Below are 21,724 nucleotides of genomic sequence, written 5' to 3'. Positions count from 1 at the left end.
CTCACTCCCAGAAATCCTCGGCCTCGGGGATGCGGGTGAAGGCGATCTTGGCGCCGATATAGTCGGGTAAGCCGGCCTTGGGGCCGATGCTGACGGTGTCCTTGCCGTAGCGGCGGTTCAGCGCATCCAGCGCCTGGGACAGGCGAAGAGACGGCGCCTCGCCGTCCTGATCCGGGCCGGCGGCGAACAGGTCGGTCTCAAAAGCGTCGCGGGATTTCAGGCCGTGCACCCCGACCCCGACATAGCTCAGGCGTCCCGCCTCCACCTCCGGCTCGACCTTGCGCCACAGACTCTCAAGCGCGGCCAGCAGGGCGAAGGTGTCCTGCGTCGGCGCGATGGGGCAACTCATGGCTGCGGTTTCCCAGCCGCGACGGCCGCTTCGAGGCGTCGCTTTCGGCCCCATGTCCAAATGCAGGGTCAGGCTGGCGCCGGTCAGGCCCATGCGCCGCAGACGCGCTCCGCACTTGACCACCAGCCGTCGTGCCACGGCCCGCGCCTTGTCCGGGGTCCGCATGGCCTGAGCCAGGACGTGGCTATGGCTGATGGAGGCGGGCGGTTTTTCCGGCGTCGGCTCGCTGTCCAGACCGTGCAGACCGCGCCAGATGCGTTCGCCCTCGATGCTGTTCCAGACCACCCGGGCCTGTTTCGCGCTCATGTTCCAAAGGCCGGCCGTGTCGGTGACCCCCGCCGCCTGCAACCGGATCTGCATACGCGAGCCGATGCCCGGATATTTCGACAGCGGCAGGTCCAGCAAAGGCCCGGGCAGCTCGTTGGCGCGCAGCACCGTCAGTCCGGCGGGCTTCTGCATGCCGCAGGCGGTCTTGGCGAGGAACCGCGACGGCGCCAGCCCGACGGACGACCGCAGACAGTCGCCGACGTTTTGCAGGATGCCCGCCTGAATGCGTCGGGCCAGGGCGACGGCGTTCGCCTCCAGCCGTTCTGGACCCAGCAACTCGCAGGAACATTCGTCGATCGAGCCGACCTTCCACACCGGCACATGGCGGTCGATCTCGGCCATGATCTGCTGATGGATTTTGACGTAAAGGTCGGGGCGCGCCTCGGCGACGATCAGGTCGGGGCACAGTTTGCGCGCCTCGGACACCCGCATCCCGGTATGAACGCCCCAGGCCTTGCTCTCATAGCTGGCGGCGATGGCGCCGGTGTATTCGCTCATGGCCGGCCGCACGATGACCGGCTTGCCCCGCCAGCCCGGGTTCATCTGCTGTTCGACGCTGGCGAAGAAGGCGTTCAGATCGACGAACAGCCAGCGGAGGCTCGCGCTGTCTTCCACCGGTGATCCTGTCCGCTCCATCGTCGGAACATAACAGGAACGCGAAGCGATCTAAAGGGTGTGGATCACCAGACGACCAGGCTTACGACGAATGCAGCAAGGAAGCCCGCAGCGAGGAGGAAAGCCACCCGCGAAACTTTGACGCAGCGCGTTATGAAGCGGCTCTTATAGTGACCGTGTGCGTCGGAAAAGATCGTCCTGAACGACGGCCCTATGCCGAAGTAGAAGACATTCTTCGAGAAGTCGTAGAAGTCCGGTGTCTTCCGAGGAACGAGCCCGTTTCGCCTTCTGTGGTCAGCCGCAAGATGCGCGCCCATGCTGCTGACCATGCCTGTCGCCATACTCAACCAGCCGACGATGGCCAGAGCGGCTTGAGCGGTATTCATCGCTTCGCGTAGGCCTCGACCTCCGCCACGAACGCCGCCTTCTCCGCCTCGCCCAGGAACGACCCTTCGAAGCTGTTCTTCGCCAGTTGCGTCACCTGATCGCGTGTCAGGCCGACGGCCTCAGCCAGCCGGCTGTAGTTATCGTTCACATATCCGCCGAAATAGGACGGGTCGTCCGAGTTCAGGGTGACGTGCAGGCCCCGGCGCAGCATCTCGGGGACGGGATGGTCCTTCAGGTCAGCGACCACGCACAGTTTTAGGTTCGATAGAGGGCAGACGGTCAGGGTCATCTGCTCGGCGACCAGCCGCTGGACCAGCGCCTCGTCCTCCATCGAGCGATTGCCATGGTCCATCCGGTCGATGTTCAGCAGGTCCAGCGCCTCATGGACATAGGCGGGCGGCCCTTCTTCGCCGGCGTGGGCGCACAGTTTCAGGCCCAGCTCACGCGCGGCGGCGAAGACACGCTGGAATTTGGACGGCGGATGGCCGACCTCCGATGAATCCAGCCCCACCCCGATGAAATGGTGCAGATAGGGTTTGGCCGCCTCCAGCGTCGCGAAGGCTTCGTCCTCGGTCAGGTGGCGCAGGAAGCTGAGGATCAGGCCGCTGGACACGCCCAGCTCCGCCTCGGCCCGGTCCATGCCTGCGATCAGCCCCTCCACCACCACGCCGAAGGGCACGCCTCGGTCGGTATGGGTCTGGGGATCGAAGAAGATTTCGGCGTGGCGCACATTATCCGCCGCCGCGCGCTGGAAATAGGCGAAGGCCAGATCCTCGAAATCCTGCCGCGTCAGCAGGACGGCGGCCCCCGCATAGTAGATGTCTAGGAAGTCCTGCAGGTTCGAGAAATCATAGGCCGCCCGCACCGCCTCGACGCTGTCGTAAGGAATGGACACGCCGTTGCGCTGCGCCAGTTCGAACATCAGTTCGGGCTCCAGCGAGCCCTCGATGTGCAGATGCAGTTCGGCCTTGGGCAGGCCGGCGATATAGGCGTCGAGCGACATGGGCGATCTCCGGGAGGATGTCGCCCCGTCTATACCCTACATCCGCTCCGGCGTGTCGATGCCCAGCAGGTTTAGCGCGATTTCCAGCTGGCGCAGAGCCGCAGCGGACAGGGCCAGACGCGAGCGTTTGGTCGCTTCGTCCGGCGCGATCAGCACGGGGCAGGCGGCGTAGAATTTCGAGAAGGACTGGGCCACGCGATAGGCGTGTTCGGCGACCAGATGCGGCATCCGCTTGTCGTAGGCGTCCGACACTGCCGTCGAGAAGGCGTCCAGCGTCAGGGCCAGATCGCGCTCCGCCGGTTCGGCGATGACGATGGCACCGGGCGTCAGTCCCTGTTCGGCGCCCTTGCGCAGCAGGGATTTGATGCGGACCGACTGGTAAAGCAGATACGGTCCGGTCTTGCCCTCGAAGCTCATGAAGCGGTCGAGATCGAAGACGTAGCTGGTGGTGCGCGCGTTCGACAGGTCGGCGAACTTCAAGGCCGCGATGGCCACCTTGTGCGCGATGGCCTCGAACTCTTCCGGCGACAGGTCGTCGCCCAGCTTGGCCTCGTGCAGCCGCTCGCGCGCCTTGTCCGTCGCCTGATCGATCAGGTCGCGCAGTTTCAGCACGCCGCCCGCGCGGGTCTTGAAAGGCTTGCCGTCCTGTCCGTTCATCGTGCCGAAGCCGAGATGCTCCAGCGCGCCCTGTTCGGCGTAACCGGCCAGATAGGCGGCGCGGAAGACCTGTTCGAAATGCTCGGCCTGGCGTTCGTCGACGACATAGAGGGCCAGGTCGGGCGACAGAGCCTTCTTGCGGTCCAGGATCGTGGCCAAGTCGGTCGTGCCGTACATGGCCGAGCCTTCCGAGCTGATGACCAGCAGGGGCGGGGGGGACGGGGCCTCGATCACCGAGCCATCGGGCAGCTTCTTCTTACGCGTCTCGCCGGGCTTGGCGACGTGAACCACCTGGGCGCCGTCGTCCTCGACCAGCAGGCCGGTCTCTTTCAGGTGCGCCAGCATTTCGGGCATCTGCGGATCGGCGTCGCTTTCGCCGTTCCACAGGTCGAAATCGACCGACAGGTCGCCGTATTCGCGCTTCAGCGCCTCACGGCTGACCGCCACGAAATGCCGCCATAGCGCGCGATAGCCGGGACGTCCGTTCTGGAGTTCAGCCGTCGCCTTGCGGGCGCGGTCGCGGAAGGCCGGATCTTCCTTGGCCTTGCCGGCGGCCTGCGGATAGAGGCGGTCCAAATCGGCGAGCGTGACCGGGCTTTCGGCCGGGAAGGGGCCGTCGCCTTCGGCCATGAAGGCCTCGGCCAGGCCCTCGTCGCCGCAGGCGACGATCAGCAGGCCCATCTGGAAGCCCCAGTCGCCGAAGTGGGCGTCCCCGGTGACGTGGTCGCCGCGGAAGCGGAACAACCGCTTCAGGCTCTCGCCGATGATGGCGCTGCGCAGATGGCCGACGTGCATCGGCTTGGCGACGTTGGGACCGCCGTAGTCGATGACCACCTGGCGCGGTTCGGCCACAGTCGCGGCGCCCGCGTGGTCTGCGTCGTTCGCCACCTCGGTCGCCCGTTCGGCCAGCAGCGCGTCGGAGAGCTTCAGATTGATGAAGCCGGGTCCGGCGACCTCGACCGAGGCGAAGCGGGCATCCGTGCTCAGGCGCCCGGCGATCTTGCCGGCCAGTTCGCGCGGATTGGTTTTCAGCGCCTTGGCGGCGGCGAGCGCGCCATTGGACTGGAAATCGGCCAGGTCAGGGCGATCCGACGGGGTGACGCGGGCCAAGGCCGGGTCCACGCCTTCGGCGGCGAAGGCGGCGGCGACCGCTTCGCTGAGGACGGTCTTCAGATCAGACATTATTGGCTCGGTGCGGAGGCAGGCGCGGGGGCGGCCGGCGTCGTGCCGGCGTTGACGCGGAAGCGGCTGCCCGAGCGATTGAACTCGGCCATTTCCGGCGTCACGTCGAAACCGACCAGGATTTCGAAGTTGCTGCCGCTAGTCTCGATGCCGGCGCGCGGAATGACGATGGTGCGCTTTTCAGTGACCGAGGCGGTGCGCTGGCCCTCGAAGTTCACCGGCAGGTCGAAATATTCCTTGGACAGGATGGCGTTGTTCCGCTCCGTCACCGCGATCCAGTAGCGGTAGGTGCGCTGCTCGCCCGCCGCCTGTGGTCCGCGGCCCAGGTTGAACAGCACGTCCATGTCGACGCGAATCGGATCGGCCTCGCGATATTCACAATCTGAAGAGATGCCTTCGATCTCGCCGGTGTAGCCGACGTTGGCCACGGCGGCGCGGCCGCCTTCCAGCTCGACGTAGCGGGCGGCGTCGTAGAGGATCTTTACATAGGGGCAGGGGCCGGCGTTGGCGCGGCGACGCAGGGGCGCGATGCGCGGCGCGCGCGACGGCGCGGCGTCTTCACCCGAGGCCTGCTGCTGTTGCCCGCTGCGCTCGCGTTGACGCTGGGAGGTCTGGGCCTCGGCGGCGACGGGAAGGACGGAGGCCGCGATGGAGAGGGCGGCCAGGGCGGTGAACACGCGACGCATCAGCTTATTTTTCCGACAGCGAGAGAGGGCGCACGACGATCGGCGGCCGATCATCAACGCTCGCCGCTGATAGCGGCTAAAGCGAGGCGCGGCAAACGCTTGCTGGCCTCAGCGCTCCATCACCAGGCAGGTCGAGGTCGCGGTCGCATAGAGCCTGCCGTCCAGGCCGCGCAGATCGGCCTCCGAGAAGGCCGCGCGGCGACCGGCCTGAACGATCCGCCCCTCGGCCCGAACCGGCGTGCCGGCGGTCAGCGCCTTGTGAAAGACGGTCTTCAGTTCCAGCGTCGTATAGGTCTGACCCGGCCGAAGCGTGGAATGCACGACGCAGCCGCAGGCCGAGTCGAGCACCGTCGCGATCCAGCCGCCATGGACGGTGCCCAGTGGATTATAGACGGCGGTGGTGGGGATAGCCTCGAACACCACCCGGCCTTCTTCCACTTCGGTCAGTTCGAAGCCGACGGTGCGGGCGATGGGCGCGATGAAGCCGCCCGTCATGCCCAGACGCAATTGGTCGATCCCGGACAGGGCGGCGATATCGACGGTTTCGGTCATGCAAACGGCTCCCGATCAGGTCCGTTTACAATAAGGACGGACGCTGCCGTGGCAAGCGCCCGTCGTAGCGGTCCTTACAGGCCCGGCAGTTTGAAGCCGTTGCTGCGACGCGGCTGGATCGTGATGGCCTGCTGGCCGCCGGTCAGAGCCTGAAGACGCGCGGCCTCGGTCGAGGCGTCGATGGTCTTCTGGCCTTCCGCGGTCTGGCGGACTGTCGGGGCCTGGGTCGAGGCGTCGTCCTTGCGCCAGAACATCAGGCGGTTGGCGAAGCTTTCGTCCTTGTGCGCCAGATCGCCGAACTCGTCATCGACGACATAGCGGGCCAGCGGGTCGGCCTGTTCGCCGCCGGCCTGGGCCACCAGAACCTGTTCGCCTGGCGTGCGGGTGACGGCCTGACGCTGACCCAGAAGGATCTGACGCGCGGCACTTTCGGGGGCCAGTTCCTGCGGGCGCGGCTGGCCCGGCGCGGGCGGACGCAGGCCGTATTCCGGCGGAATGCTGAGCGGGGCGGTGGAGACGGTCACGAACTCGTCCGGCACGACCTTGGTCAGGCCGATGCCCTGTTTGATGCCGCCGCAGGCGGAGACGGCGAGCGCGGAGGAGGCGACGAGGGTCAGGACGGCGACACTGCGGATACGCATGGTTTCAGGCTCTGGTCGGCTGATGCAGGAAGCGCCGCGATGGCGCAGTCGGCATAGTGAAGACGGGGTGATTACGACTTTTCGGGGGCCGCGCCAACCTTCACAGGCTTGTCGGACACCAGACTGTCGATGATCAGCAGCACGACGCCGATGGTGATGGCGCTGTCGGCGACGTTGAAAACCCAGGGAAACACACCGGTGCCCGAGAAGTCGATGAAATCGACCACATAGCCGAAGCGGATCCGGTCGATGACATTGCCCAGGGCCCCGCCCATGACGAAGCCGATTGCGGTGATCAGCAGGCGTCGGTTCGATTGCGTCGCCCACCAGGCCAGGCCGGCCGAGACGACGATGGAGAAGATGGCCAGGCCCCAGCGCGCTTCACCGCCGCCGAACAGGCCGAAGCTGACGCCGGTGTTCTCGACCCAGCTGAAGTTTAGGATCGGCGGGAAGACGGGGATGCGGCCGACTTCCTGCAGCGACAGGCCGCTGATGATCCAGGCCTTGGTCAGCTGATCCAGGACGATGATCAGGAGGGCGAACACATAGGCGGTGACGGCGAGGCGCGTGATCTTCATGCGGCGCCGTTAGCAGGAAGCGGCGCCGGGGCGAAGCGGAAAACGCGGATCATATCCGCCGCCGTCAGAACAGGCTGCCCTGATCGGCGGCGGACGGCTTCGGCTTGGCCGCCGGACGCGGCGGGGACGGACGGGGTTCGCCGCCGTCGATCGTCGCCGGCTGCACGCCGTCGCCGAACACCAGCCGGACCGCCTGACCGGCTTCCAGCGCCTTGGCCGAGGTGATCCAGGCGCCGTCTGAATCTTCCACGCGGGCGAAGCCGGGCTTGGGACGTCTGGGGTCCAGGGTCGTCAGCGCGCGAGACAGCGCCGCCACGCGATCGGCGTCCCGCTCCAGCCGACGGGGCATGACCCCGTCCAGTCGCGCGCCGACGGCTTCAAGCCGCGCCTGACGCTGGTCCAGCCGTCGATGCAGCGGTTCGGGCGACAGGCGGGCCGAGACCTGCAACAGCCGCCGCTCGCCGCGCGCCACTCCGGCCTGAAGCGCCGCGCCCAGCCGATCGCTCGCGCCGCGCAGCCGGTCCTGACCTCGCTCGATCCGCGTGCGCAGCAGGGCCGGGCTCAGCTTGCCGCCCGTCACCGCCAGATGCCGCTCGTGCAGGGCGACATTGCGTTGCAGGCCCGATCCCAGTCGGCTTGACACATGGTCCAGCCGCTGCTGCGCCAGGGCCAGCAGGTCCTCCGGCCGCGCCGGCAGGCCGCGCGCCACGGCCCGCAGGCGTGTGCGTCGATCCTCGATCAGCCGTCCGCCCGCCTGCACCATGCGCCGGTCCATGTCAGCGACGGCGTAGCGCAGGTCCGCCAGTACCGGCGTCGCCATTTCGGCCGCGCCCGTCGGGGTCGGCGCCCGGCGATCCGACACAAAGTCGATCAGGGTGGTGTCGGTCTCGTGCCCCACGGCCGAGATGATCGGAATGCGCGCCGCCGCCACGGTCCGCGCCAGGCCCTCGTCGTTAAAGCACCACAGGTCCTCGACCGACCCGCCGCCGCGCGCGACGATCAGCAGGTCCGGGCGGGCGATCGGCCCGTCGGCTGTCATCGCATCAAAGCCGCGAATCGCGTTCGACACCTGACCGCAGGCCGATTCGCCCTGAACGACCACGGGCCAGACGATGACACGACAGGGCCAGCGTTCCGCGATCCGGTGCAGCACGTCGCGGATCACCGCGCCGGTCGGGCTGGTGATCACGCCGATGGTCGCGGGAAAGGCGGGCAAGGGCTTCTTGCGACCCGGCTCGAACAGACCTTCCTCACGCAGGCGGACCTTCAGCCGCTCCAACTGCGCCAGCAGGGCGCCGGCGCCAGCCGCCTCCATGCTCTCAATCACGATCTGATAGGAGGACCGCGCCGGATAGGAGGTGATCTTGCCGGTGACGATGACCTCCAGCCCCGCTTCGGGCTGAACGCCCAGGCCGCGCACCGACCCCTTCCACACGACGCCGTCGATGGCCGACTTGTCGTCCTTCAGCGTCAGATAGATGTGGCCCGAGGCGTGGCGGTTGACCTTGGAAACCTCGCCGCGCAGCCGCACATGGCCGAACCGGTCTTCCAGCGTGCGCTTTAGCGCGAACGACAGTTCCGAGATCGACAGGGGCGGATTGTTGTCGCGCGAGGCAGGGACCTCGGCCGGGCCTTCAAATACGTAGGAGTCGTCGCTCATGCAGACATCCTAGCCTGCGTCGATCCGCCCGGGAACGCTGCGCGCGCCCTGCCGTTCGACTTTCATGGCCGCCGACCCGCCCGGAACCGATCCTTCTGACCGCGACCCACATGAGCGCGATCTGTCGCGCCGCGCCGGGGGCGGCGGCGCCATGAGCCCGTGGCTGATCATCGGCTGCATCATTCTGCTGGGCCCGGGCGTCTATGTCGTCTCGGCCTTGCTCTAACGCCCAAGGAGGCCGTATGAACCGCTTCGTCCCGCTCGCCGCCATTCTTTGCCTGACCGGCGGCGTTGTCGCCTGCTCGGATCGCGACGACGATGTGGTCCAGGCCCCCGCGCCGGGCGCAGCGCCCGTGGCCTTGCCGGATCAACAGGCGGATGCCGCCGCCTCGAACGCCGCCTTGGCCTTCAACATGACCCGCGATCAGCTGGAGGATGCGGACCTGTATTCGCGTGACAACGTCGATCTGGGCGATGTCGAAACCCTGGTGCTGGACGCTTCGGGCGCCCTGACCCATCTGGTGATCGAGCTGAACGGGCCTGGCGACATGAAGGTGCGGGTTCCGGTCGCGGATGTGTCTCCGATCGACCGCAACGGCGACCGGGATCTGGTCACCGATCTGACGCCCGGTCAGCTTCAGGCCCTGCCGGCCTGGACCCCGCCCGTTCGCTGATTGGACGCTGAATGCGGCGTTAAGTCTGACGGGCGCTTGACCGGCCGGCGCCGGCCGGTCATTGCCCGATCTCATGAACATTCTTCTCGTCGGATCGGGCGGCCGCGAACACGCCCTGGCCTGGAAGATCGCCCAGTCTCCGCTGGTCACGCGCCTGGTCGCCGCACCGGGCAACCCTGGCATCGAGAAGCTGTGCGAGCTGCGCGTCGTCAAGGCGGACGACGCCGAAGGCCTGGCCGCCTTGGCCAGAGAGATCAAGGCCGATCTGGTCGTTGTTGGGCCAGAGGTAGCGCTGGCCGCTGGTCTCGCCGACCGTCTCGCCTCGGCCGGCATTCCCTGCTTCGGGCCGACCGCCAAGGCGGCGCAGCTGGAAACCTCGAAGGCCTTTTCGAAGGGCTTCCTTGAACGGCACGAAATCCCCACCGCCGGCTACGGCGTCTATGACACGGTCAAGGACGCCAAGGCGGCGCTGGACGTGTTCCGGCCGCCCTATGTCATCAAGGCCGATGGCCTGGCCGCCGGCAAGGGCGTGGCCATCAGCCCCGACCGCCCCGACGCCGAGGCCGAAATTGAACGGATGCTGGGCGGTCGGTTCGGTGCGGCCGGCGCCCGCGTCGTGATCGAAGAGTTCATGGACGGCGAGGAAGGCTCGCTGTTCGCCCTGTGCGACGGTCAACGCGCCCTGCTGTTCGGCGGCGCCCAGGACCACAAGCGCGCCTTCGACGGCGACCTTGGTCCCAACACCGGCGGCATGGGCGCCTATTCGCCCGCGCCCGTCTTCACGCCCGAGCTGGTGCAGCAGGCCGACGCGCTGATCGTCCAGCCGACGATCCGCAAGATGGCCGAAGAAGGCGCGCCCTATCGCGGCGTCCTCTACGCCGGCCTGATGGCGACCGAGGACGGCCCCAAGGTGGTCGAGTTCAACGCCCGTTTCGGCGACCCGGAATGCCAGGTGCTGATGATGCGGATGGCGGGCGACATCGTGCCCTATCTGCTGGGCTGCGCGCGCGGCGACGTCTCTGGACTGGCTTCGCCCGCCTTCAAGCCTCAGACGGTGATCTGCGTGGTCATGGCCGCCAAGGGCTATCCCGACAGCCCGCTGGAAGGCTCGATCATCCGCGGCGCCGATCAGGACTTCGGCCCCCATGTCCAAGTCTTCCACGCCGGAACCAAGCGCCGCGACGACGGCTTGCTGGCCGCCTCGGGCGGGCGCGTCCTGAACGTCTGCGCAGAGGGCGACGACATCGCCCAGGCCCGCGAACGCGCCTATGGCGCCATCCGCAAGATCGACTGGCCGGGCGGCTTCAACCGCTCCGACATCGGCTGGCGGGCCCTGGACCGGGGCTGAAGCCTAGGCTGCAGCGAACAACAGTCGGCCTTCGCCCATGCGCTCGCGCAAGGCCGGCAGGTCGGTGTGGGCGACCGAGAAACAGCCGTAGCTGCGACCCAGCTTGCCTTCGCGCGCCAGGAAGTCGGGATCGGCATAGTCGGCGCCGTGGATGATGATGGCCCGCTCGCGCGCCTTGTCATTGGTGTATTCCAGCCCGTCCAGCAGCACGTTCGGCCCCTGTTGCGCGCCCCAGTTGGCGCCCGCCGTCGCATAGGCGCCGATCGAGGACATGTTGGAATCCGGCGTGTTGGAAAAGCGCTGGGCATAGCCGGTGTGGCTGGGGTCCGATCCCCGACCGTGGCAGGTACGCAGCACCTTCACTTCACCCGCGATCAGGTCGACTTCGTACAGCCGCTCCTCGCCCGAGAACTTCTGGAAGTCGACCAGATACATCCGGTCACGCAGAGGCAGGCGGTGATGATGGGTGTCCAGCGCGGTCATGGCGCGCTCCATCAGTTCCTTGCGAACGTGACCACGTGGATCCAGCGGCGGCGGCGTCAGGGCGGAGGTCTGGACCGTGGGCAGACCGACCTGCGGCATGGCGATCGGAGTCCCGTTCTGAGCCGTCGTCAGCGGCGCCGTAGCGCTCGCACTGGCGCATCCCGCCAGCATGGCCGATCCGCCCAGAATAAGTCCTCGTCTCGATAGCCGCATGCGACGCCCTCGTTGCGGTTGGTCTTGAGGCGTGTTTGTTTCAGTTGGTTACGGGCGAGGCAACCTGAGCCTTGTGGGGCATTTTTGCGGCCGACGCGTCGCGGGGAGAGATCAATGAAACGTTTCGGAATCGCGCTGGCGGCGCTGATGGCGTCGGCGGTAAGCGCTCACGCGCAGCAAACCCCCGCGGCCACAGGCGTTTCGACGCAACCTAACACAACGTTCGTTGAAGCCGGAAGGTTGCTTGCGGATCCGTCGAACGGCGTTGTGCAACGCGATAAAACTCTCGTGATCAGAGGGAACCAGGTCGTCGAAGTGCGTGACGGCTTTGTCGGCGACGCCTCGCAAGGCAAGGTCGTGGACCTGCGCCAGGCCTTTGTCCTGCCCGGCCTGATCGACAGCCACGTCCATTTGACGAGCCAGCAAAACCCGAACGCACGCCTCGAAGAGGTGACGCTTTCAGATGCGGATCAGGCGATGGTCGGCGCCCGCTACGCGCGTCGCACCCTGATGGCCGGCTTTACGACGGTGGCGGATCTGGGCGCCTCGAACCAAGCCATCTTCGCCCTGCGAAACGCCGTTCGGAACGGCGACGTGCCGGGACCGCGCATCATTGCGGCGGGGTCGTCGGTGTCGATCCACGGCGGGCATGGCGACATCAACGGCTATCGCGAGGACGTCATGCACCTGCTGTCGTCCGAGAGCATCTGCTCGGGGCCTGAGGACTGCATGCGGGCCGTCCGCACCCAGGTTCGCGCCGGCGCCGACATCATCAAGATCACGGCCACCGGCGGCGTGCTGTCCAACACCGCCGCCGGCCTGAACCAGCAGTTCAGCGACGACGAACTGGCCGCCATCGTCGGCAGCGCCCACCGCATGGGCCGCCAGGTGACGGCGCACGCCCACGGTGTGGACGGCATCAACGCCTTCCTGCGGGCCGGAGGCGATTCCATCGAACATGGCACCTATCTGGACGATCAGTCGATCCGCCTGTTCAAGTCGAACGGCGCTTGGCTGATCCCGACCCTGCTGGCTGGGGATTTTGTGGCGCGCATCGCCTCGGGACCCGACAACTTCTTTTCCCCCGCCCAGACGGCCAAGGCGCTGGAAGCCGGGCCCAAGATGCTGGACATGGCGCGCCGCGCGCACGAGGGCGGGGTCAGGATCGCCTTCGGCACCGACTCGGGCGTTTCGGCCCACGGCGACAACGCCCAGGAGTTCGCGCTTCTGGTCCGCGCCGGCCTGAGCCCGCTCGAGGCCATCCAGGCCGCCACCGTCGGCGCCGCCGAACACCTGCGCATCGCCAATGAGGCCGGGAAGATCGCCGTGGGCATGCCCGCCGACATCGTCGCCGTCTCTGGCGATCCGCTGACGGATGTGACCGAGCTTGAGCGGATGAGGTTCGTGATGAAGTCCGGCGTGGTCTATCGCGCCGACTGAATTCTGTCGTTCAGGAAGGCGGCGAAAGCCGCCTCGTCCTCGAACCGGGCGACGACCGGCCAGGCGACGACATCCTTGCGCTGCTCGGCCGTCAGCCGGACCCAGTCCTTTTCCGTCGTGACCAGGCCGGCGTCGAACACAGCCGCCCGGTCGGTCAGGAACGTCATGTCAGCGTCGCTATAGGCCGCGTGGTCGGGGAAGGGGACGAAATCGACCAGGTCGCAGCCCGCCGCCGTCAGCGACCGCTCGACCTTCCAGGGCTTGGCGATGCCGGCGAACCCGACTTGCGGCCCTGACGGCGGCGGTCCCTCCGGCGTCAGGCGCGCGACAAAGACGGGCAGGGCGCAGAACACCGCCAGCAGTTCGGGATCGGGCTCCTCGACATCGGTCGGCAGCATGACCACCACGGCGTCGGCGCGCGCCAGGCCGGCCTTCAGCGGCTCGCGCATCGGACCCGAGGGAAAGACCGAACCGTCTCCGAACGGCCATTCGTCGCCGCGCGTCTCGCCGTCCACGACGATCAGGCTGACGGTCTTTTTCAGGGCCGGGTTCTGATGGCCGTCGTCCAGCACCAGAGCCTGCGCCCCCTCCGCGACGGCGGCCTTGGCGCCCGCGACGCGATCGCGCGCGATCCAGACCGGCGACCCCTGCGCCAGCATCAGCGGCTCGTCACCGACATCGTCGGCCGTATGGACTTGAGGATCGACCCGGACCGGCCCTTCGAGCCGCCCGCCATAGCCGCGCGACAGACCTTGCGCCCCCATCCCCGCCGCGCGCAGCAGCCGCAGGGTTTCGCGCGCGACCGGCGTCTTGCCCGATCCGCCGACCGTCAGATTGCCGACCGAGATGACCGCGCAGCCGGGATCGACCGGGACCGTCTTGTTGATCCGGCGCGCCGTCACGGCGGCCCAGATCCAGCCCAGCGGTTTCAGCGCGGTGCGCGTCATCCGGGCGTGGTTGCTGTCGCGCACATACCACCAGCGCGGCGTGTTCAGCTTCATCGCCGGCCCTGCCTGTGCGGCATCAGCGGCGACAGCAGCGACCACAGTCGCTCCAGCCCGCCTCCAGCTTCGACCGCCGCGCGACGCCCGCGCTCGCCCATGGCCTTGGCCGCGTTCAGGTCTTCCAGCAGGGGCTCGATCACGCCGGGCAGGTCGGACGGCGCCTGAACCAGGGCCAGGCCTCCCGCCTCGACCAGGGCCGCCGTCACCGGCGCCCAGTTCGACGCATCCGGCCCTGTAATCGTCGGCTTGCCCAGCCGCGCCGGCTCCAGCGGATTATGCCCGCCGACCGGCGGCAGGCCGATGGCGGGCGCGAATGAGCCCCCCATCACCACCACATCGGCGAGGCGCAGGAACAGACCCATCTCGTTCAGGGTGTCGGCCAGATAGATGTCGGTGTCCGGCGCGATCGTCTCGCCCCGCGAACGCATGGCGAAGGCGTAGCCGTCGCGTTGCAGGGCCTGGGCGATGTGCGCCCCCCGCTCGGGATGGCGTGGCGTCAGAATCAGGCAAACCCGCTCGCTTAGATGGTCCAGCGCGCGCACGATGGCGATCTCTTCGCCCTCATGGGTGCTGGCGGCGACGATCACCGGCCGGTCGCCGATGGCGGCGCTCAAACGGCTGAAGGCGGCGGGATCGTGCGGAAGGGCCTCGCCCGACAGTTTCAGGTTCACTAGCCCGTCGATCCGCGCGCCCATGCCCTCCAGCCGCTGGGCCGAGACCGCATCCTGCGGCAGGACCAGATCAAAGGCGCCGGTCAGCGCCCGCGCCGAGGCCGGAAACCGCGCCCAGCCCTCGACCGTCTTCTCGGTGATGCGCGCGCTGACCAGGGCCAGTTTCACCCCCCGCCGTTTCGCCTCAAGCAGCAGGTTCGGCCACAGTTCGCTTTCGACGAAGACCGCAAGGGCTGGCCGCCAATTGTCCAGGAACCGCTCGACCACGCCGGGGGCATCGACCGGCGCATATTGGTGGATCACGCCTGTCGGCAGTCGTTCGGCCAGAATCTGCGCCGAGGTCACGGTGCTGGAGGTAACCAGAACGGTCAGGTCCGGTCGCGCCTTCGTCAGCCGCTCGACCACGGGCAGCAGCGACAGGCTCTCGCCGACACTGACGCCGTGCAGCCAGACCACATCGCCTGCGGGGCGCTCGGTGCGAGTGAAGCCCATCCGCTCGTCCACCCGCACCGGGTCTTCCTTGCCCCGCCTGGCGCGCGCATCCAGCAGGCGCGGGGCCAGCGGCTCCAGCGCGCGCGTCGCCAGCCGATAGGCGATCAGCGGCAGCGGCGTCACGGCTGCATCCTCATGGTTTTAGGCCCGTGATCGCATCGGCTCGCGCCTCCACAGCGTTCAGCCGCGCGGCCCAGTCCTGGCGGACGTGATCCAGGTCGTCGCCGGTCGGATAATCGGCGATGTCCCAGACGATGGCGCCTTTGGCGAAGGGCAGGGGCAGGATCGCGCGGTCCCAACTGCTCAGCCGGATGGCCGGATTGCACGACATGCCGATGAACAGCGTCGGCGCCTTTGAGATCTTGGCCATCATCGGCAGACCCTCGGCCATCTGGCGCGCCGGGCCGCGCGGACCGTCCGGCGTGATGGCCAGGGCGCCGATCTTCAACTGACGCAGGCCAGCCCGGAGCGCCTGCGATCCGCCCTTGTCCCGGTCCGCCTTGTCCTTGTTCGACGACGAACCGCGAATGGCGGGAAAGCCCTGGCGAGCCACGGCCTTTGCGATGAACTGACCGTCCGCCGATAGGGAAATCAACGCCTTGGCCGGCTGCGCGCGGTTCAGCGGCCAGCACGCCGGCGACAGGCCGATGCGCGAATGCCAGAAGGCGCACAAAACCCCGCCGCCCCGGGCCCAAACACCCTCGGCCACCGCCTGGTTTTCGTGGGTCCAGCGCATGGTGGCGAAGCAGAACTGCATCCAGTGCGCCAGGATGAAAGACAGGCTGGCCTGGACGGCCGGAATGCGCAGCGGCCTCACGCGACAGTCTCGACCGTGGGCGCGGCGCCGTCCAGCGACTGCTGGCGGGCCAGGCGCGAATAGAGGCCGCCTCTGCCGACCAGGGCGTCGTGCGCGCCTTCCTCGACCACCCGGCCGGCCTCGATCACATAGATGCGGTCGGCGTTTCTGACGGTGGACAGGCGGTGGGCGATCATCAGGGTGGCGCGCCCCTGCATCAGCCGCTCCAGCGCCGCCTGGACCAGGGCCTCGCTCTCGGTGTCCAGGGCGCTGGTGGCCTCGTCCAGCAGCAGGATGGGCGCATCCTTGACGAAGGCGCGGGCGATGGCGATGCGCTGGCGCTGACCGCCGGACAGACGCAGGCCCGCCTCGCCCGCGCGGGTGTCGTAACCTTGCGGCAAGGCGGTGATGAAGTCATGGGCGGCGGCGGACCTTGCGGCGTCCTCGATCTGCGCCTGCGTCGCGCCCGGCCGTCCATAGGCGATGTTGGCGGCGATGGTGTCGTCGAACAGGAAGGGCTCCTGCGTCACCAGGGCGATGTGGTCGCGCAGGTCATGGATGCGAAGCGCGCGCACGTCTGCGCCGTTGATCGTCACCGCCCCGCCCGTAACATCATAGAAGCGCGGCAACAGGCTCAGGATCGTGCTCTTGCCGCCGCCCGACGGCCCGACCAGCGCCACCGTCTCACCCGGCGCGACCCGCAGGGACACCCCGTCCAGCGTCGGCGCATCGGTCCCGGCGTAGGCGAAGGACACCTTGTCCAGCACAACTTCGACCGGCCCGGCGGCCAGCGGCGCGGCGTCGGCCGCCTCGCGAATCTCGGGTTGGATATCCAGGGCGCCGAACAGGCGGCGCGCGGCGGTGAACCCCTCGCTCATCACCGTGGCCAGGTTGGTCACTTGACGCAGGGCTTGCCCTGCGGCCAGCAGCATGCCGATGAAGGCGGCGAACCCGCCCACGGTCATGTCGCCCGTCTGCGCCCGCCATCCGGCGTAGGCCATGACGGCGGCGACGACGATATAGGCGACGAGATCGCTGGAGGGGCCGGCGAAGGCGCGGGCGTTGGCACCCTTGATGACGTGGCGCTGGCGACGGGCGACCACCTCGGCGACGCGGTCCTGTTCGGCGGCCTCGCGGTTTTCGATCTTGATCAGGCGAACCCCGTCCAGGTTCTCCATCAGGGCAGTGGACAGGTTTTCGGTCTCGGCCATGGCGCCGACGGCGGCCTTGCGCGTCTTGCGCCCGAACCGGCGCAGCACCAGCGCCACCAGCGGCACGCCCAGCAGCACGACGATCGTCAGCTGCCAGTCGATGAAACCCATGTAGATCAGGACCGCGATCAGGGTCAGCAGGTTCTGGGTGTAGTTGACCACGCCCGAGGTGAAGGCCTCGCGCACCATATTGGCGTCGAACAGCACCGAGGAGACGAAGCCGCCCGAGTGCTGACTGCGTAAGCGCACCAGATCGGCGCGGATCATGGCGCCGAACAGGCGGATCTGGATGTCGCCGACGATGGTGTGACCCAGTCGGTTGACCAGGGCGGCCTGGCCCAGCGCGGCGAGGGTTCGCGCAATGGCGATGGTCAGGATGGCGACCGGAATCCAGACGACGGCCTTGTCCGCCGGAAAGGTCACCAGGCCGAACAGACTGATCGGTTTGGTCCCGCCCAGGAACAGACCGTTGACGGCCGGCTCCAGCAGCTTCAGCAGCGCCGCCGTCAGCAGGCCGGTCACCGCCGCGCAAAAGACCGACAGGATCAGCGATCCCTTGTGCTTGGACAGATAGTCGCGCCAAATCCGCGCCAACAGGGCGCGCAGCGGCATGGTTTCGGAGGCGGCGACGGTCATCGGCTCTCGGTCGTCCGAGCCGCCGTTCAAGTCAAGGCTTGTCCGGCGACGGTTCCAGCGCACGGCCCGGCTCGTCGGCGCAGATCAGGGTTTCGCCGGGCGCTTCCTGGATCCTGACGGCGGGCGGAACCGTCGGATTGGACGCGTATCGACGCCCGTCGAACGGCACGGCGACCTCATAGCTTTCGGTGATTCCGCCGCCCGCGACATAGACGCCCAGATCCCGTCGGCCATGGGTCTGTCGCTCTAGCAGCCGGATCGGCGCGCGCGCGACGCTGATCTCGCCGACCGAGCGATAGGTCGCGCCGGTGCGGTCCAGCACCAGCAGCCGACAACCGCCGGAGCCGCACCAGTTCGGCCCTGTCAGATAGACCAGGGTCATGGCCCCGTCCGGCGTGATCGCGGCCGTATAGCGGGTGGTGTCCAGCGCCTCCTTGGCCCGGTCACGCAGATAGGCGATCAGGGCGGGGTCTTCAGGCGGCGGCGTCTGGGCGGCGGCCGCGCCGGCCCACAGGCTGGCGGCGAAGACAACGGTTGCGGCGAGGGTTCTCATCGGGGTGTTCTCCGGTCTCGACAAACATTCCAACGCATCAGGATCGAGATCGGATGACGCGGCGGCGTCGGATCGCTATCTGGCGGGCATGGCGCGCTTCGACCTCTCGACCGCGATGGGCCGTTTTCGGGCGCATTGGCATTATTTCTGGGCCGACCACGCGTTTTTGCGCGTGGCCTTTTCCAACGCCCACTGGCTGGGCCCGGATCTGGTGCGCACCAACCAGCCGTCGCCGCGCCAGCTGGCCTATTGGAAAAAGAAGGGCGTTAAGACGGTCATCAACCTGCGCGGTGAACGCGACGAAGGCTATTACTGGCTGGAGAAGGACGCTTGCGAGCGGCTGGGCCTGACCCTGATCGACGCGCCGCTGGACTCGCGCGATCCGCCCGAGACGGTGCGCATCCACCGCGCGCGCGAGCTGTTCAAGACGATCCAGTATCCGGTGCTGATCCACTGCAAGTCCGGCGCGGATCGGGCGGGAATGATGGCGGTCTTCTATCGCCACTTCCACCTTGGCGAGCCGATCTCGGTCGCCATGAAGCAGCTCTCGAAGAAATATCTGCACTCGCGCGAGGGGCTGACCGGCGTGCTGGACTATACGCTGGAGAAATACGTCAACGAGATCGAGCCAAAGGGCATCAGCTTCATCGAGTGGGTCGACAGCCCCGACTACGACCCCAAGGCCATACGCGCCGAGTTCAAGGCCGGCTGGTGGGGCACGCTGCTGACCGACAAGCTGCTGCGGCGCGAGTAGGGGGCTTCAGCCCCAGGGGCCGGTCTTCGGTTCGTCGCCGGCCTCGCCGTTTGCGCGGGCCTCGGCGGCCAGTTCGGCGTCGCGACGCGCCTTGCGGTCGGCCTCCCACCGTTTGAACCAGCGGGCGTAGTCGATGTGGCCGCGCAGCGAAAAGCTGAACAGCGCCAGCACGGCCAGCAGGCTGACCAATTGAAAGATCTGTTGCGGTTCCAGGTTCATCGTCGTCCTCGCCTACAGATCGAAACGTCGGATCGAGGAGCCGGTTCGGCCCCTCGATGTCGCACTCAGTCCTCGGCTCAGGCCGCGTCGCCGCGAGGATCGATCAGCTTGTGGGCGTGCAGGATGAAATAGCGCATGTGGGCGTTGTCCACGGTCGCCTGGGCGCGCGCCTTCCAGGCCTTCTTCGCTTCGTCATAGCTGCCGAAGGCGCCGACGAACTCGACCTGCGACAGGTCGCGGAAAGTCGGCTCGCCCAGGTGACGAAGCTCGCCGCCGATCACGATGTGCAGAAGTTGCGGCGGGACGGCGTTCTGATCGGTCATCGGAAATCCTGAAGGCTGGGCCGGAGGGCTTGGGGGAGGAGGTTTGCGCGCGGCATAGGCCGAGAACGCCCTCGGATCAATGTGGGCCGGGGTTTTTCCGCCCTCGCCTTAGGTCGAAAGCGGCACGTTTTTACAGCGCCGCACGATCATCGGCTGGATGATCGGCGCCGCGCAGACCAGGCTAGTCTGACGCGGATCGGGCCGGTTGAACGCCCACGGCCGTCCGTGGTGATCGCTGACCCTGGCGCCGGCTTCGGTCGCGATCAGCCAGCCCGCAGCGACGTCCCAGTCCCATTTCGGCGTCAGGGCCAGGGCGGCGTCGAAGGCGCCGGCGGCGACCAGCGCCATCCGATAGGCCAGGGCGTTGCGCTTCTCGAACCGCATCGACGGCCAGGGTTCGTCGGCGAAATAGGGCGCTTCGATCAGTCGCGCATCGCCCAGGATCGAGGCGTCCTCCAGCGTATCGATATCCGAGGCGTGGATGGGTTTGCCGTTACGTCGCGCCCCGCCGCCGCGCGTCGCCACATAGGTCTCGTCCACCTCAGGCGCATGGATGACGGCGGCGACGACCTCGCCGTCCTCGACCACGGCGATGGGCACGCACCACCACGGCGTCCGCTTCATGTAGGCGACGGTGCCGTCGATGGGATCGACCACGAAGATGCGTCTTTTCGACAGACGCTCGGCCGTATCCGCCGTCTCTTCCGACAGCCAGCCATAGTCAGGCCGCGCCGACAGCAGCCTGTCCTTCAGCATGGCGTCGACCTTCAGGTCGCCGCTGGTGACGGGCGAACCGCCGACCTTGGATTCGATCTTCAGTCCCGCTTTACGCTCGGCGATGGCCAGCGCCCCGGCGTCGATGGCCGCCTGGCGGATCAGGTCGAGGTCGGCGTGCAAGTCGATCATTTGCCCGCGATGGCCACCGCATCGAACATCAGGCTGGGCACGTTGAACCCGCCCCGGAACTCCAGATCCGAACCGCGCTGGATGCGTAGATACAGGTCAGTCAGCTTGCCCGCGACTGTGACCTCGCTGACCGGATAGGCGATCACGCCGTTCTCGAACCAGAAGCCCGACACCCCGGCGGACCAGTCGCCGGTGTTGCCGTTCAGCGACGGGCCAAACATCGACGTCACCAGAAGGCCGGTCCCGGCGTCCGCCATCAGGCCGGCCAGATCCCGCTCGCCCGGCTCCATATGCAGATTGTGGGTCGAGACGCCGGATGGCCCTGCCAGACCCCGCGACGCATGGCCGGTGGTTTCCAGGCCCAGTTGTCGGGCCGATGCGCTGTTCAGCAACCAGGTGGTCAGGACGCCGTCGTCGAACAGGGCGCGCTTCTGGACCGCTACGCCTTCGTCGTCGAACGGGGTCGATCCCATGCCGCGCGGGCGGAACGGATCGTCGATCAGGGTGACGCCCTCGGCGAACACGCGCTGACCCATGCGGTCCTTCAGGAAGGAGGTGCCGCGCGCGATGGACGGGCCGGAAATGGCCCCGATGGCCGGAGAGACGATCTGGCCCGCCATCCGATTGTCGAAGATCACCGGGGCAGTGGTGGAGGCGATCTTGCGCGGCCCCACGCGGGCCACGGCGCGCTCGCCGGCGGTGCGGCCGATTAGGTCGGCGCCCGGCAGGTCGGACAGATGGCGGGTCGAACGGCTCTCGCCGCCGCGCTCCATCGCGCCGTCCTTTTCGGCGATGACGCCGACGCCCAGCGAGAAGGCCGACCCTTCATAGGCGCCGTCGAAACCGTGAGAGGTCACAAGCCGCCAGCGGCTGGATGACCAGCCGGCGTGTCCGCCTTCTGACCGCGCAACGCCCGTCACCGCCAGAGCCGCCGCCTCGGCCTCGGCCGAGACCTGTTCCAGAGTTTGGGCGCTGCGTTCGCTGGGATCGAACAGGTCCAGATCGACGAACGGCCCGCGCGCCAGCCGATCCTCGGGCGCGAAACCGGCGTGGGGGTCTTCCGGCGCCAGTCGCGCCATGGCCACCGCCCGCTCGACCAAGCGCGCCTGGGTCGCCGGCGAAAGGTCTGAGGCCGAGACCGACGCCTGCCTTTTGCCCACGAACACGCGCAGGCCCAGGTCGCGCGATTCCTCGCGTTCGACGTCTTCCAGCTTGCCGTTGCGCACCCCGACCGACAGGGATCGGCGATCGGCGCTGACCGCCTCTGCGGCGTCGGCGCCGGCCTTCAGCGCGGCCTTGACGATGTCGTTGAGAAGATCGGTGGAAACGGGCGCAGCCAGGGTTTCAGTCATGCCCCGATATGG

Annotated in this window: 24 protein-coding genes; 5 read left to right on the top strand and 19 right to left on the bottom strand. The window is 67.8% G+C overall.

Features of this window, described 5'->3' with window-relative positions:
* Nucleotide 1 precedes the first annotated feature (1 nt).
* The 9 genes from B3T77_RS14560 to xseA all read right to left on the bottom strand — a co-directional run bounded on the left by B3T77_RS14560 (nucleotide 2) and on the right by xseA (nucleotide 8,637).
* Complete coding sequence (locus tag B3T77_RS14560; RefSeq protein ID WP_292080552.1) at nucleotides 2-1,291, bottom strand: type VI secretion protein ImpB; 1,290 nt, start codon at nucleotides 1,289-1,291, stop codon at nucleotides 2-4.
* Between the two features lie 65 nt (nucleotides 1,292-1,356).
* Nucleotides 1,357-1,677 (bottom strand): hypothetical protein, encoded by a 321-nt coding sequence (locus B3T77_RS14555; RefSeq protein WP_292080550.1) that lies wholly within the window; start codon nucleotides 1,675-1,677, stop codon nucleotides 1,357-1,359.
* Entirely contained in the window at nucleotides 1,674-2,681 is a 1,008-nt protein-coding gene (locus tag B3T77_RS14550; RefSeq protein WP_292080549.1) for an adenosine deaminase, read from the bottom strand. Before B3T77_RS14550 ends, B3T77_RS14555 begins: the two co-directional genes overlap by 4 nt.
* Nucleotides 2,682-2,717: 36 nt before the next feature.
* Complete coding sequence (gene argS / locus B3T77_RS14545; protein ID WP_292080548.1) at nucleotides 2,718-4,520, bottom strand: arginine--tRNA ligase; 1,803 nt, start codon at nucleotides 4,518-4,520, stop codon at nucleotides 2,718-2,720.
* Nucleotides 4,520-5,206 carry a Tat pathway signal sequence domain protein gene (locus B3T77_RS14540; protein WP_271042804.1) on the bottom strand — a complete coding sequence of 229 codons (687 nt, stop codon included), beginning with the start codon at nucleotides 5,204-5,206 and terminating at the stop codon, nucleotides 4,520-4,522. The genes argS and B3T77_RS14540 overlap by 1 nt, the downstream gene beginning before the upstream one ends.
* Before the next feature lie 108 nt (nucleotides 5,207-5,314).
* On the bottom strand, nucleotides 5,315-5,758 hold the full coding sequence (locus tag B3T77_RS14535) for a PaaI family thioesterase (RefSeq protein ID WP_292080547.1): 444 nt from the start codon (nucleotides 5,756-5,758) through the stop codon (nucleotides 5,315-5,317).
* 74 nt (nucleotides 5,759-5,832) lie between these two features.
* Nucleotides 5,833-6,399 (bottom strand): DUF3035 domain-containing protein, encoded by a 567-nt coding sequence (locus B3T77_RS14530; protein ID WP_292080546.1) that lies wholly within the window; start codon nucleotides 6,397-6,399, stop codon nucleotides 5,833-5,835.
* Nucleotides 6,400-6,470: 71 nt separating this feature from the next.
* The gene (gene lspA / locus B3T77_RS14525) at nucleotides 6,471-6,977 is read right to left on the bottom strand and encodes a signal peptidase II (protein ID WP_292080545.1); all 507 of its coding nucleotides are present in this window, start codon (nucleotides 6,975-6,977) and stop codon (nucleotides 6,471-6,473) included.
* Nucleotides 6,978-7,041: 64 nt separating this feature from the next.
* On the bottom strand, nucleotides 7,042-8,637 hold the full coding sequence (xseA, locus tag B3T77_RS14520) for an exodeoxyribonuclease VII large subunit (RefSeq protein ID WP_292080544.1): 1,596 nt from the start codon (nucleotides 8,635-8,637) through the stop codon (nucleotides 7,042-7,044).
* A 64-nt stretch (nucleotides 8,638-8,701) separates the two neighbouring features.
* On the opposite strand from xseA, the gene B3T77_RS14515 reads away from it, so the two are divergent.
* The 3 genes from B3T77_RS14515 (at nucleotide 8,702) to purD (ending at nucleotide 10,659) form a co-directional block, all read left to right on the top strand.
* A complete protein-coding gene (locus B3T77_RS14515; RefSeq protein ID WP_292080543.1) occupies nucleotides 8,702-8,863 on the top strand; it encodes a hypothetical protein in 162 nt (53 codons plus the stop codon).
* Between the two features lie 16 nt (nucleotides 8,864-8,879).
* Nucleotides 8,880-9,311, top strand: a complete 432-nt coding sequence (locus tag B3T77_RS14510) for a PRC-barrel domain-containing protein (RefSeq protein WP_292080542.1) — start codon at nucleotides 8,880-8,882, stop codon at nucleotides 9,309-9,311.
* A 73-nt stretch (nucleotides 9,312-9,384) separates the two neighbouring features.
* The gene (gene purD / locus B3T77_RS14505) at nucleotides 9,385-10,659 is read left to right on the top strand and encodes a phosphoribosylamine--glycine ligase (protein ID WP_292080541.1); all 1,275 of its coding nucleotides are present in this window, start codon (nucleotides 9,385-9,387) and stop codon (nucleotides 10,657-10,659) included.
* A 3-nt stretch (nucleotides 10,660-10,662) separates the two neighbouring features.
* Here the strand turns inward: purD and B3T77_RS14500 are convergent, their stop codons facing one another.
* A complete protein-coding gene (locus tag B3T77_RS14500) occupies nucleotides 10,663-11,313 on the bottom strand; it encodes a murein L,D-transpeptidase catalytic domain family protein (protein ID WP_235551230.1) in 651 nt (216 codons plus the stop codon).
* A gap of 156 nt (nucleotides 11,314-11,469) precedes the next feature.
* Between B3T77_RS14500 and B3T77_RS14495 the strand changes: the two genes are divergently transcribed.
* Nucleotides 11,470-12,795, top strand: coding sequence for a metal-dependent hydrolase family protein (locus B3T77_RS14495; RefSeq protein WP_292080540.1), 1,326 nt, complete (start codon nucleotides 11,470-11,472; stop codon nucleotides 12,793-12,795).
* On the opposite strand, the gene lpxK is transcribed toward B3T77_RS14495, so the two are convergent.
* Genes lpxK through B3T77_RS14470 form a run of 5 tightly spaced genes read right to left on the bottom strand, consistent with a single transcriptional unit; the run spans nucleotide 12,780 to nucleotide 18,158 of the window.
* Nucleotides 12,780-13,796, bottom strand: a complete 1,017-nt coding sequence (gene lpxK / locus B3T77_RS14490; protein ID WP_292080563.1) for a tetraacyldisaccharide 4'-kinase — start codon at nucleotides 13,794-13,796, stop codon at nucleotides 12,780-12,782. The genes B3T77_RS14495 and lpxK overlap by 16 nt on opposite strands.
* Nucleotides 13,793-15,085, bottom strand: coding sequence for a 3-deoxy-D-manno-octulosonic acid transferase (locus B3T77_RS14485; RefSeq protein WP_292080539.1), 1,293 nt, complete (start codon nucleotides 15,083-15,085; stop codon nucleotides 13,793-13,795). Before B3T77_RS14485 ends, lpxK begins: the two co-directional genes overlap by 4 nt.
* 10 nt (nucleotides 15,086-15,095) lie before the next feature.
* A complete protein-coding gene (locus B3T77_RS14480; protein WP_292080538.1) occupies nucleotides 15,096-15,779 on the bottom strand; it encodes a lysophospholipid acyltransferase family protein in 684 nt (227 codons plus the stop codon).
* Nucleotides 15,776-17,605: an ABC transporter ATP-binding protein gene (locus tag B3T77_RS14475; protein ID WP_292080537.1), complete on the bottom strand. Its 1,830-nt coding sequence runs from the start codon at nucleotides 17,603-17,605 to the stop codon at nucleotides 15,776-15,778. Before B3T77_RS14475 ends, B3T77_RS14480 begins: the two co-directional genes overlap by 4 nt.
* 31 nt (nucleotides 17,606-17,636) lie before the next feature.
* The gene (locus B3T77_RS14470; protein ID WP_292080536.1) at nucleotides 17,637-18,158 is read right to left on the bottom strand and encodes a hypothetical protein; all 522 of its coding nucleotides are present in this window, start codon (nucleotides 18,156-18,158) and stop codon (nucleotides 17,637-17,639) included.
* An 88-nt stretch (nucleotides 18,159-18,246) separates the two neighbouring features.
* Between B3T77_RS14470 and B3T77_RS14465 the strand changes: the two genes are divergently transcribed.
* Nucleotides 18,247-18,912: a fused DSP-PTPase phosphatase/NAD kinase-like protein gene (locus B3T77_RS14465; protein WP_153923022.1), complete on the top strand. Its 666-nt coding sequence runs from the start codon at nucleotides 18,247-18,249 to the stop codon at nucleotides 18,910-18,912.
* Nucleotides 18,913-18,918: 6 nt separating this feature from the next.
* Here the strand turns inward: B3T77_RS14465 and B3T77_RS14460 are convergent, their stop codons facing one another.
* The 4 genes from B3T77_RS14460 to B3T77_RS14445 all read right to left on the bottom strand — a co-directional run bounded on the left by B3T77_RS14460 (nucleotide 18,919) and on the right by B3T77_RS14445 (nucleotide 21,712).
* Entirely contained in the window at nucleotides 18,919-19,131 is a 213-nt protein-coding gene (locus tag B3T77_RS14460; RefSeq protein ID WP_137721191.1) for a hypothetical protein, read from the bottom strand.
* A gap of 77 nt (nucleotides 19,132-19,208) precedes the next feature.
* The gene (locus B3T77_RS14455; protein WP_017505336.1) at nucleotides 19,209-19,454 is read right to left on the bottom strand and encodes a DUF4170 domain-containing protein; all 246 of its coding nucleotides are present in this window, start codon (nucleotides 19,452-19,454) and stop codon (nucleotides 19,209-19,211) included.
* Nucleotides 19,455-19,562: 108 nt separating this feature from the next.
* A complete protein-coding gene (locus B3T77_RS14450) occupies nucleotides 19,563-20,360 on the bottom strand; it encodes a 3'(2'),5'-bisphosphate nucleotidase CysQ (protein ID WP_292080535.1) in 798 nt (265 codons plus the stop codon).
* The gene (locus B3T77_RS14445) at nucleotides 20,357-21,712 is read right to left on the bottom strand and encodes a TldD/PmbA family protein (protein ID WP_292080534.1); all 1,356 of its coding nucleotides are present in this window, start codon (nucleotides 21,710-21,712) and stop codon (nucleotides 20,357-20,359) included. Before B3T77_RS14445 ends, B3T77_RS14450 begins: the two co-directional genes overlap by 4 nt.
* Nucleotides 21,713-21,724 lie beyond the last annotated feature (12 nt).

Origin of the sequence: Brevundimonas sp. UBA7838 (assembly GCF_002500885.1) — a bacterium.
Taxonomy (GTDB): domain Bacteria; phylum Pseudomonadota; class Alphaproteobacteria; order Caulobacterales; family Caulobacteraceae; genus Brevundimonas; species Brevundimonas vesicularis_C.
The sequence above is the reverse complement of the archived record's forward strand: the minus strand, read 5'-3'. Positions and strand labels throughout refer to the sequence as shown.

Excerpts from the sequence above, each read along its gene's own strand:
- B3T77_RS14555 (WP_292080550.1), bottom strand. The coding sequence starts at position 1,677 with ATGAATACCGCTCAAGCCGCTCTGGCCATCGTCGGCTGGTTGAGTATG.
- B3T77_RS14550 (WP_292080549.1), bottom strand. The coding sequence starts at position 2,681 with ATGTCGCTCGACGCCTATATCGCCGGCCTGCCCAAGGCCGAACTGCAT.
- argS (WP_292080548.1), bottom strand. The coding sequence starts at position 4,520 with ATGTCTGATCTGAAGACCGTCCTCAGCGAAGCGGTCGCCGCCGCCTTC.
- B3T77_RS14540 (WP_271042804.1), bottom strand. The coding sequence starts at position 5,206 with ATGCGTCGCGTGTTCACCGCCCTGGCCGCCCTCTCCATCGCGGCCTCC.
- B3T77_RS14535 (WP_292080547.1), bottom strand. The coding sequence starts at position 5,758 with ATGACCGAAACCGTCGATATCGCCGCCCTGTCCGGGATCGACCAATTG.
- B3T77_RS14530 (WP_292080546.1), bottom strand. The coding sequence starts at position 6,399 with ATGCGTATCCGCAGTGTCGCCGTCCTGACCCTCGTCGCCTCCTCCGCG.
- lspA (WP_292080545.1), bottom strand. The coding sequence starts at position 6,977 with ATGAAGATCACGCGCCTCGCCGTCACCGCCTATGTGTTCGCCCTCCTG.
- xseA (WP_292080544.1), bottom strand. The coding sequence starts at position 8,637 with ATGAGCGACGACTCCTACGTATTTGAAGGCCCGGCCGAGGTCCCTGCC.
- B3T77_RS14515 (WP_292080543.1), top strand. The coding sequence starts at position 8,702 with ATGGCCGCCGACCCGCCCGGAACCGATCCTTCTGACCGCGACCCACAT.
- B3T77_RS14510 (WP_292080542.1), top strand. The coding sequence starts at position 8,880 with ATGAACCGCTTCGTCCCGCTCGCCGCCATTCTTTGCCTGACCGGCGGC.
- purD (WP_292080541.1), top strand. The coding sequence starts at position 9,385 with ATGAACATTCTTCTCGTCGGATCGGGCGGCCGCGAACACGCCCTGGCC.
- B3T77_RS14500 (WP_235551230.1), bottom strand. The coding sequence starts at position 11,313 with ATGCTGGCGGGATGCGCCAGTGCGAGCGCTACGGCGCCGCTGACGACG.
- B3T77_RS14495 (WP_292080540.1), top strand. The coding sequence starts at position 11,470 with ATGAAACGTTTCGGAATCGCGCTGGCGGCGCTGATGGCGTCGGCGGTA.
- lpxK (WP_292080563.1), bottom strand. The coding sequence starts at position 13,796 with ATGAAGCTGAACACGCCGCGCTGGTGGTATGTGCGCGACAGCAACCAC.
- B3T77_RS14475 (WP_292080537.1), bottom strand. The coding sequence starts at position 17,605 with ATGACCGTCGCCGCCTCCGAAACCATGCCGCTGCGCGCCCTGTTGGCG.
- B3T77_RS14470 (WP_292080536.1), bottom strand. The coding sequence starts at position 18,158 with ATGAGAACCCTCGCCGCAACCGTTGTCTTCGCCGCCAGCCTGTGGGCC.
- B3T77_RS14465 (WP_153923022.1), top strand. The coding sequence starts at position 18,247 with ATGGCGCGCTTCGACCTCTCGACCGCGATGGGCCGTTTTCGGGCGCAT.
- B3T77_RS14460 (WP_137721191.1), bottom strand. The coding sequence starts at position 19,131 with ATGAACCTGGAACCGCAACAGATCTTTCAATTGGTCAGCCTGCTGGCC.
- B3T77_RS14455 (WP_017505336.1), bottom strand. The coding sequence starts at position 19,454 with ATGACCGATCAGAACGCCGTCCCGCCGCAACTTCTGCACATCGTGATC.
- B3T77_RS14450 (WP_292080535.1), bottom strand. The coding sequence starts at position 20,360 with ATGATCGACTTGCACGCCGACCTCGACCTGATCCGCCAGGCGGCCATC.
- B3T77_RS14445 (WP_292080534.1), bottom strand. The coding sequence starts at position 21,712 with ATGACTGAAACCCTGGCTGCGCCCGTTTCCACCGATCTTCTCAACGAC.